Genomic DNA, 8,984 nt, shown 5'->3' on the forward strand with positions numbered 1-8,984 from the left:
CACGTGGAACGCGGAGCCACTGGCGGCCGGATGACCCGGCCCGAGCCGCAGCGTCAGTCAACTGTAGCCCGGAAGACACGGGTGGTCTCGTCGACCACACCTTCTCCGAGCTCGAGCACCTCGACATCGGAGAGGCGCTTCCGGAGGATGACCTTTCGGGCCTTCTCGATTTCTTCGTCGACGCGTGCACCCTTCATCAGGATGAGCTGCCCGCCGGAGCGGACCAGGGGCACAGTGAGGGGAATGAGCTTCGACAGCGCACTGACGGCCCGTGCGGTGACCTGGTCGACGACGACGTCGTCAGCCACGTCCTCAGCACGGCCGCGGAGCACCGCGACGTTCTGCAGGCCGAGCCGGTCGGACTCGTTGCGAAGCCAGTCCGTTCGGCGCTCCATCGGTTCGATGAGGACGAACTCGACGTCCGGACGGGCGATCGCGAGCACGAGACCCGGCAACCCTGCCCCCGAGCCGACGTCGGCGACGCGACCACGGGCCTCCAGGAGCGGTGCCAGCAACGCGGAATTGAGGATGTGTCGCGTCCAAAGGCGCGGAAGCTCGAGCGGGCCGATCAGGCCCAGCTCCTCACCCCGTCGCGCAAGTTCGTTCGTGAACGAGCGCGCAACCTCGATCTGGTCACCGAAGAGTGCTGCAGCCGCCGCGGGCTCAGCCTCGAGGACCGGTGCTGCTTCCGTCGGGACGGGTGTGTCCGTCATCGGGTGACGACCGTGTGGCGGTCCCGACCCTCACCCTCGGACTCCGAGTGGAAGCCCTTCTCAGCGACCAGGTCGTGGACGAGCTTTCGCTCGTAGGACGACATCGGGGGGAGCGCAGCCGACGACGAACCGGCTTCGATGCGCTCGACAGCGGTGTCCACGAGCCGCTGCAGCTCGTCAGCACGGGCATCCCGCGAGCCACCGACGTCGAGGATGAGCCGGCTGAACTCGCCGGTCTCAGCCTGCACGGCGATCCGGGTGAGCTCCTGCAACGCCGTCACGGTGTCGGGCTTCGACAGCACGCGGAGTGCCTCACCGTCGTCGGTGACCGACAGGTACACCCGACCGGCGCGTTCTTCGATCTCGATGTCGCCGTCGAGGTCGCAGATGTCGAGGAGCTCCTCGATGTAGTCCGCCGCGATGTCCGCTTCGTCGCGGGCGTCCTCGGTCTCGGTGTCCGTCGTCTCGACGGCGGCTGCGGTGTCCTGCTCGGTCACTTACTTCTTCCCGTTCTTCTTCTGGCGCTGCTTGCCGACCGGCTGCTGACGCTGGGTGGTGACGCGCACGGGCTCGATCTCCGTCGCACCGGCGCCGGCACCGGCCTCGGCGAGGACCGGGGTGGCGGTCCCGCGACGCTGTGCCTTCTTGGCCAGGCGGGCTTCACGAGCCAGTGCTGCTTCGGAGCCGGGCGTCGGCATGCTGCGGATGACGAAGTACTGCTGCGCCATCGTCCAGACGTTCGAGGCCAGCCAGTAGAACATGACGCCGAGGGGGAAGCTCAGACCCGAGATCACGAAGACCAGCGGGAGGATGTACAGCATCATCTTCTGCTGGCGGTACATCGGAGACTCCTTGGTCTCCGGCGACATGTTCTTGGCGACGAGCTGCAGCTGCGTGATGAACTGCGACGCCGTCATCACGACGATCATGAAGCCCGCGATCGCACGGACCTCCCACCCGGAGGCGTTCGTGAACGTCTCGTGCAGGGGAGCGCCGAACAGGGCCGCGTTGCCGAACGACGCCGCGAGGTCGTTCGTCAGCAGGCCGATGCCCGTCTTGTTGATCTGGGCCTCGTGCAGCACCGAGTACAGCGAGAAGAAGATCGGCATCTGCAGCAGCAGGGGCAGGCAGGAGCTGAGCGGGTTGGTCCCGGTCTCCTTGTAGAGCGCCATCGTCTCGCGGCTCATGGCCTCACGCGAGAACTGGTCCTTCTTGCCCTTGTACTTGTCCTGGATCTTCTTCAGCTGCGGCGCGACCTCGAGCATGCGGCGCTGGGACTTGATCTGCCGGACGAAGATCGGGATCAACGCTGCGCGGACGACGAACGTGAGGAAGATGATCGAGAGCACCCACGTGATGCCCTCGCTCGGGTCCATGCCGAGGCTCTCGAAGATCCAGTGGAAGCCGACGAGGATGGCCGAGACCACCCATTTGAGTGGCCAGAGGATCGTGTTGATGATCACCATGGGGACGGCTACGCCTTTCGAGTGCGCTGGGGGAGCAGGACCGGCCGGGCCGTTCCGACCGCGGGGTGCGGCTGCTGCGGGATCGGCGCGAGGACGAACCCGAACCGGTTGACGACGAACGGGTGACGGCGTTCCTTGACGTCGTCGATGCCGCCAGCAGCCCAGGGGTTGCAACGGGCGATGCGCCAGGCGCCCATGGCGGATCCGCGCACGACGCCGTACTGCTGGATCGCTTCGAGGGCGTACCGGGAGCACGACGGGTGGTAGCGGCAGACGTTGCCGTACAGCGGGGAGATCACCGCACGGTAGGCCCGGAGCACGACGACGCACGCGTTGCGTGGGAGCAACGCGATGACCCAGGCAAGCCGGGTCCACAGAGTGCGGTTCATGCTGCCTTCTCCACCCCGCGCGCGAAGGAGCGCGTGACGTCTTCGAGCAGGGTAGGCCATCCGGCCTGCGATGCGGCTGGCAGTACACGGACCACCACGTCGAAGCCCTGCGGGCACTCGACGAGCAGATCGTGCGCGATCGCCTTGAGTCGCCGCCTGATCAGGTTCCGGGTCACGGCGTTCCCCACCGTCTTCGCGACGATGAAGCCGAACCGCGTCGGTCCGTTGCGATCTGCCGGCTGACGGACCACGGACACGACGACGTGCGCCGTGGCGCTCTTGCGACCACGACGCACGACGTTCCGGTAGTCATCCCCGCGCACGATGCGGTTGGCGCTGGCCAACACTGCGACGCCGGGGTCAGACCGAGGACCGGATCAGGCGATGAACCTGATCAGGCCGAGAGCTCGGTACGGCCCTTGGCGCGACGCGCCGACAGGATGGCGCGGCCGGCACGCGTCCGCATGCGGAGGCGGAAGCCGTGCTTCTTGGCGCGGCGGCGGTTGTTCGGCTGGAAGGTGCGCTTGCTCATGATGTTCTCCACACGGCTGCTCGCGGCGAGCCGTCACGTATGTGTAGCCGTCCGGGTGTCGAACGACGCAGATGGGCGCGACCAAAGGGCCGCAGTCAACTGGTTAACGGTACGTGACAGCGGCGAGCAGGTCAAACCCCGCCTGGAGCGGTCGCACCGTCGCCGCCGGGTCTGACGTCCCTCGAGCCCATTCTCCACATTGGGGACAACTTCCGTTCGGTGGGACTCGGTCCGGTCCTTTACAGTGGTGTGATCGATCCCCCCGATGGCCGGTACGACAGGGAAGTACTCCTGTCAGACGGCTCGAGGTGGTCGTGGACAACACTGTGGACAACCCTGTGGGAACCTCCGCGGCAACGAGGCGTCGACGAAGCCCCCGGAGCCACCGACGATCCGCCGGCGACGACCTGGTCCCGAGTGCGGTCACCGAGGACGCCACGGCATGTCCGACCCCGCAGGACGCACCCTCGTCCGGCAGCGAACGCACGACACGACCCCTGGAGACGAGCGCGACATGACGTTGCCGGCCGACCCCGTCGAGGACCTCTGGTCATCCGTACTCGGACTCCTCGCCGAGGACCCCCGCATCACGCCGCAGCTCCACGGGTTCCTCAACCTGGTCGAGCCGAAGGGCGTGCTCGCCGGCACCCTGTACCTCGAGGTGCCGAACGACCTGACCCGGGGCATGCTCGAACAGCGCATCCGCATCCCGATCACCGAGGCGGTCGCCCGCATCGGTGACGACTCGGTCGCGAACTTCGCCATCACGGTGAACCCCGACATGGCATCGGAGCCACGCGTGGACCCGAACGTCCCCGAGTACGCCGAGCCCGTGCAGGAAGCCGTCGAGCAGAGTGCCGCGCCGCGCCAGTACATCGAGGCGCCGTTCGTGCCGAGCCAGATCGACTCTCCCGGCACCAGCGGGCGCCCCGAGTCGCGGCTCAACCCGAAGTACAACTTCGACAACTTCGTCATCGGGTCGTCGAACCGGTTTGCCCACGCCGCAGCGGTCGCCGTCGCCGAGGCACCGGCCAAGGCCTACAACCCGCTCTTCATCTACGGGGACTCCGGGCTGGGGAAGACCCACCTGCTCCACGCCATCGGGCACTACGCCGAGAGCCTCTACCCGGGGATCCGCGTCCGGTACGTGTCGAGCGAGGAGTTCACCAACGACTTCATCAACTCGATCGCGAACAACCGCTCGAACCAGTTCCAGCAACGGTACCGCGACATCGACATCCTGCTGATCGACGACATCCAGTTCCTGCAGGGGAAGGACTCCACGCAGGAGGCCTTCTTCCACACGTTCAACACGCTGCACGACCACAACAAGCAGGTCGTCATCACGTCGGACGTCGCGCCGAAGCACCTGACCGGCTTCGAGGACCGGATGCGATCGCGCTTCGAGTGGGGCCTGATCACCGACGTGCAGGCGCCCGAGCTCGAGACGCGCATCGCGATCCTCCGCAAGAAGGCACAGTCCGACCACCTGCAGGTGCCCGACGACATCCTCGAGTTCATGGCGTCGAAGGTGTCGAGCAACATCCGCGAGCTCGAGGGCACCCTGATCCGCGTCACCGCGTTCGCGAGCCTCAACCGGACGGCCGTGGACATGGCCCTCGTGCAGACGGTCCTCAAGGACCTGATCACCCTCGACGAGGACAACGTCGTCGCGCCGACGGACATCATCAACCACACCGCGGAGTACTTCAAGCTCTCCGTCGACGACCTGTACGGGTCGTCCCGCTCCCAGGCGATCGCCACGGCACGACAGATCGCGATGTACCTGTGCCGTGAGCTGACGAGCCTGTCCCTGCCCAAGATCGGGCAGCTGTTCGGCAACCGCGACCACACCACGGTGATGTACGCGAACAAGAAGATCACCGAGCTGATGAAGGAGCGTCGGTCGATCTACAACCAGGTCACCGAGCTCACCAGCCGCATCAAGCAGGACCGCCGCTACCGCTGAGATCGGCCCGTTCCCCGCCCCATCCACCATCTGAGACGGTTCCATGGGCCGGAGTTCTCACAGTGTGGATAGCCTGTGGATAACTGTGGAGGACACGCCGCCCGGTTGTACACAGGTGGGGGGTCACCTGTGGAGACTGGGGATGGAAGTGGATAGATGAGATTCATTCATCCCGTTAACGCTCACACGCCGCTCACAAGTCACAAGCGTGTAGTTCCCTACTGCGGAGCGGGATGCACAGGGTTATCCACAGTGTGCACAGGCGTTAACACCATTACTCCTGGTTAACGATCAATCTCTGCGGGACAACCTTGTGGACGGCGGGATGACAAGAAATCCGGCCCCCGTCCGCCTGTGCCAGAATGGGGCGGCCGGACAGTCCAAGCCGATCGACAGGGGTTCCAGCTGTGAAGTTCGAGGTCAACCGGGACGTCTTCTCCGAAGCCGTCTCCTTCGCAGTGAAGCTCCTCCCGCAGCGCACGACCCTCCCGATCCTCTCGGGCGTCCTGATCCACGCCGACGGAGATCGTCTGACGCTCTCGTCGTTCGACTACGAGGTGTCGGCGCAGACGTCCATCTCGGCCCAGATCGACGAGCCCGGCACCGTCCTGGTCTCCGGTCGACTGCTGAACGACATCGCGAGCCGGTTGCCGAACGCCCCCGTGTCGTTCACCACCGAGGACGCCAGGATCTCCGTCTCCTGCGGGTCGGCGCACTTCACGCTGCTGTCCATGCCGGTCGAGGAGTACCCGACGCTGCCGGAGATCGGCCCGCAGACCGGTGTGATCCCCGGCGACGCGTTCTCCGAAGCGGTGTCGCAGGTGGCCGTCGCCGCCAGCCGCGACGACGTCACCCCCGTCATCACCGGCGTGCAGCTCGAGGTCGGCGACAACGACCTCTCCCTCATCGCGACGGACCGCTACCGCGTCGCCGTCCGCACCATCGCGTGGGACTCCGGCCGAGTCGGCTCGGACCCCCTGCACGCACTGGTCCCGGCCCGCACCCTGCAGGAGGTCGGCCGCACGTTCGGTTCGGCGTCCACGGTGTCGGTGTCGATCAGCGGCAACTCCGACCGCGAGCTCATCGCGTTCCACGCCGACGACAAGACCGTGACGTCGTTGCTCATCAAGGGCAACTACCCGCCGGTCCGCCGCCTCTTCCCCGAGACCGTCAACGACCACGCGGTGATCAACACCGCGGAGCTCGTCGAGGCGGTCCGACGGGTCTCCCTCGTCCTGGAGCGCGAAGCGGCGCTCCGGTTCTCCTTCACGGTCGACGGGCTCACGCTCGAGGCGATCGGATCCGAACAAGCGCAGGCGTCAGAGTCGATCAGTGCGTTGTTGACCGGCGAGGAAACGGTGGTCTCGTTGAAGCCCGCCTTCCTCCTGGACGGACTGAACGCGGTGCACTCCGAGTTCGTCCGCATCTCCTTCACCAAGACGGAGAACCCCAACAAGCCGGGCCCGGTGCTGATCACCGGCCAGACTTCGCAAGAGGCCGCAGCGACCGATGGATACCGGTACCTGCTGCAGCCGAACCTGCTGCTGCGATAGGCGCAACAGGCAACCTGCGCTGGCGCACACCACCGGCAGCATCAGCGCGACGACGAACAGAAGAGGAAATCATGCACATCGGTCTTGTCGGCCTTGGTCGCATGGGCAACAACATGCGTGCCCGTCTCCGCAACGCAGGTATCGAGGTCACCGGGTACGACGCCAACCCCGCCGTCTCGGACGTCGCCGACCTCGGCGCCCTCGCCGCTGCCCTCCCGGAGGGCAAGCGTCTCGTGTGGGTCATGGTCCCGCACGGCAAGATCACCGACGACGTGATCACCGACCTGGCCGGCGTCCTCGGCGAGGGTGACCTGGTCATCGACGGTGGCAACTCGAAGTGGCTGGACGACACCACGCACGCCGAGCAGCTCGGTGCGCGCGGCATCCGCTACATGGACGTCGGCGTCTCCGGTGGCGTCTGGGGCAAGGACAACGGCTACGGCCTCATGGTCGGCGGTGACGCTGCGGACGTCGAGTTCGCGATGCCCGTCTTCGATGCCCTGCGCCCCGAGGGCCCCCGCGAAGAAGGCTTCTCGCACGCCGGCCCGATCGGCGCCGGCCACTACGCGAAGATGGTCCACAACGGCATCGAGTACGCGATCATGCAGGCGTACGGCGAGGGCTACGAGCTCCTCGAGGCCAAGGACCTGATCACCGACGTCCCCGCCGTGTTCGCCGGGTGGCAGCGTGGAACGGTCGTCCGGTCCTGGCTGCTCGACCTGATGGTGCTCGCGCTGAACGAGGACCCGAAGCTCGACGAGCTCGAGGGCTACGTCGAGGACTCGGGCGAGGGCCGCTGGACGCTGGAAGAGGGCATCGAGCTCGCCGTGCCGATGCCGGCGCTCTCGGCGTCGATCTTCGCGCGCTTCGTCTCGCGCCAGGGCAGCGCCTCGCCGACGATGAAGGCCGTCGCGGCGCTCCGCAACCAGTTCGGCGGTCACGCCGTCAAGAAGTCCTAGGACTTCCCGGGGGAACCCGGACTCGGCCCGCGTGCACGTCGACCATCTCCAACTGACCGACTTCCGGAACTACCGGGAGGCGGATGTCGACCTCGCACGCGGGCCGAACCTGTTCGTCGGGCGCAACGGCCAGGGCAAGACCAACCTGGTCGAGGCGATCGGGTACCTGTCCACGCTCGGCTCGCACCGCGTCCCCACCGACGCGGCCCTGGTGCGTCAGGGGTGCGACGCCGCGATCGTCCGGGCACGGCTCGCCCACGAGGAACGCAGCATCCTCGCCGAGGTGCAGATCAACCGCACCGGTGCGAACCGTGCGCAGGTCAACCGGTCGGCGATCAAGCCGCGCGAGCTACCGCGCTACTGCACGAGCGTGCTCTTCGCTCCGGAGGACCTGGCGCTCGTCCGCGGTGAACCGGCCGGGCGACGCCGGATGCTCGACGAGCTGCTCGGCCAGATCGCACCGCGGATGCAGGGCGTGCTCGCCGACTACGACCGCACGCTCCGGCAGCGGAACACCCTGCTGAAGTCGGCCCGTGCCACCGGTGCGAAGGCGAACGCCCTGTCGACGCTCGACGTCTGGGACGACCGGCTCGTCGGACTCGGCGCCGAGATCGTCGCGGCCCGTGACCACCTGACCCGGCGGCTCGCACCCTTCGTGGCCGAGGCCTACGCGACCGTCGCCGGCGAGCACCACGACGCCTCGATCACCGGTGTCCTGTCGATCCGCGGTGGCGACCCCGAGTCCGCGGCGGCCACCGATCCCGTCCTCGGGACCCCCGACGAGCCCGTCACGGTGGCGTCGGCGGCCGAGGCCTTCGCCGCCGCGCTCGAGCGACGTCGCCGGGACGAACTCGACCGTGGACTCACCCTCGTGGGACCGCACCGGGACGATGTTCTGTTCCAGCTCAACGGGTTACCAGCCCGTGGGTACGCCAGTCACGGCGAATCCTGGTCCTTCGCGCTGGCGATCCAGCTCGCGAGTGCTTCGATCCTGCGTGCGGAGTCGAACCTGGGCGACCCGATCATCATCCTCGACGACGTGTTCGCCGAGCTCGACGAATCACGCCGGGAACGGCTGGCGAACGCCGTCGCCGACTACGAGCAGGTGCTCATCACGGCCGCTGTGTTCGGTGACGTGCCCCCGAAGCTGGCGGCGCACACCGTGCGGATCGAGGCGGGCACGATCGTGACCGACGAGGCGGACGCGATCCGGGCCTCCAGTCCGGCGGCGGACGCGACGGACCCGACGGACCGGACAGACCCGACGGACGCCGGCGGCAAGACGGACGCCGGCGGCAAGACGGACGCCGGCGGCAAGACGGACGCCGGCGGCAAGGCGGACGCCGGCGGCAAGGCGGACGCCGGCGGCGCAACGGACCCGACCGATGCCCCCGACCCGACCC

At 67.4% G+C, this 8,984-nt stretch carries 9 protein-coding genes and 1 pseudogene; 4 read left to right on the forward strand and 6 right to left on the reverse strand.

The features are described from left to right. Nucleotides 1-53: 53 nt before the first annotated feature. Genes rsmG through rpmH form a run of 6 tightly spaced genes read right to left on the reverse strand, consistent with a single transcriptional unit; the run spans nt 54 to nt 3,100 of the window. Nucleotides 54-713, reverse strand: coding sequence for a 16S rRNA (guanine(527)-N(7))-methyltransferase RsmG (rsmG, locus tag DEJ30_RS16095; RefSeq protein WP_110862698.1), 660 nt, complete (start codon nt 711-713; stop codon nt 54-56). Further along, the gene (locus DEJ30_RS16100) at nt 710-1,210 is read right to left on the reverse strand and encodes a R3H domain-containing nucleic acid-binding protein (RefSeq protein ID WP_110862699.1); all 501 of its coding nucleotides are present in this window, start codon (nt 1,208-1,210) and stop codon (nt 710-712) included. Before DEJ30_RS16100 ends, rsmG begins: the two co-directional genes overlap by 4 nt. Further along, nucleotides 1,211-2,179 (reverse strand): membrane protein insertase YidC, encoded by a 969-nt coding sequence (gene yidC / locus DEJ30_RS16105; protein WP_110862700.1) that lies wholly within the window; start codon nt 2,177-2,179, stop codon nt 1,211-1,213. 8 nt (nt 2,180-2,187) lie between these two features. Then, nucleotides 2,188-2,568: a membrane protein insertion efficiency factor YidD gene (gene yidD, locus DEJ30_RS16110; RefSeq protein ID WP_110862701.1), complete on the reverse strand. Its 381-nt coding sequence runs from the start codon at nt 2,566-2,568 to the stop codon at nt 2,188-2,190. Then, nucleotides 2,565-2,915, reverse strand: a complete 351-nt coding sequence (gene rnpA, locus DEJ30_RS16115; RefSeq protein ID WP_027466914.1) for a ribonuclease P protein component — start codon at nt 2,913-2,915, stop codon at nt 2,565-2,567. Before rnpA ends, yidD begins: the two co-directional genes overlap by 4 nt. A gap of 47 nt (nt 2,916-2,962) precedes the next feature. Beyond that, entirely contained in the window at nt 2,963-3,100 is a 138-nt protein-coding gene (gene rpmH / locus DEJ30_RS16120) for a 50S ribosomal protein L34 (protein WP_022889115.1), read from the reverse strand. Between the two features lie 514 nt (nt 3,101-3,614). Here rpmH and dnaA point away from each other — a divergent pair. From dnaA to recF, 4 genes and pseudogenes are all read left to right on the forward strand, one after another. Then, a complete protein-coding gene (gene dnaA, locus DEJ30_RS16125) occupies nt 3,615-5,069 on the forward strand; it encodes a chromosomal replication initiator protein DnaA (RefSeq protein WP_110862706.1) in 1,455 nt (484 codons plus the stop codon). A gap of 407 nt (nt 5,070-5,476) precedes the next feature. Continuing rightward, on the forward strand, nt 5,477-6,622 hold the full coding sequence (gene dnaN / locus DEJ30_RS16130) for a DNA polymerase III subunit beta (protein ID WP_110862702.1): 1,146 nt from the start codon (nt 5,477-5,479) through the stop codon (nt 6,620-6,622). 71 nt (nt 6,623-6,693) lie between these two features. Next, a complete protein-coding gene (gnd, locus tag DEJ30_RS16135) occupies nt 6,694-7,581 on the forward strand; it encodes a phosphogluconate dehydrogenase (NAD(+)-dependent, decarboxylating) (RefSeq protein WP_071248639.1) in 888 nt (295 codons plus the stop codon). Nucleotides 7,582-7,612: 31 nt separating this feature from the next. Further along, nucleotides 7,613-8,779 (forward strand): annotated as a pseudogene (gene recF / locus DEJ30_RS16140) (DNA replication/repair protein RecF); the annotation flags it as partial. Nucleotides 8,780-8,984 lie beyond the last annotated feature (205 nt).

Source organism: Curtobacterium sp. MCPF17_003 (genome assembly GCF_003224385.1).
GTDB classification, from domain to species: domain Bacteria; phylum Actinomycetota; class Actinomycetes; order Actinomycetales; family Microbacteriaceae; genus Curtobacterium; species Curtobacterium flaccumfaciens.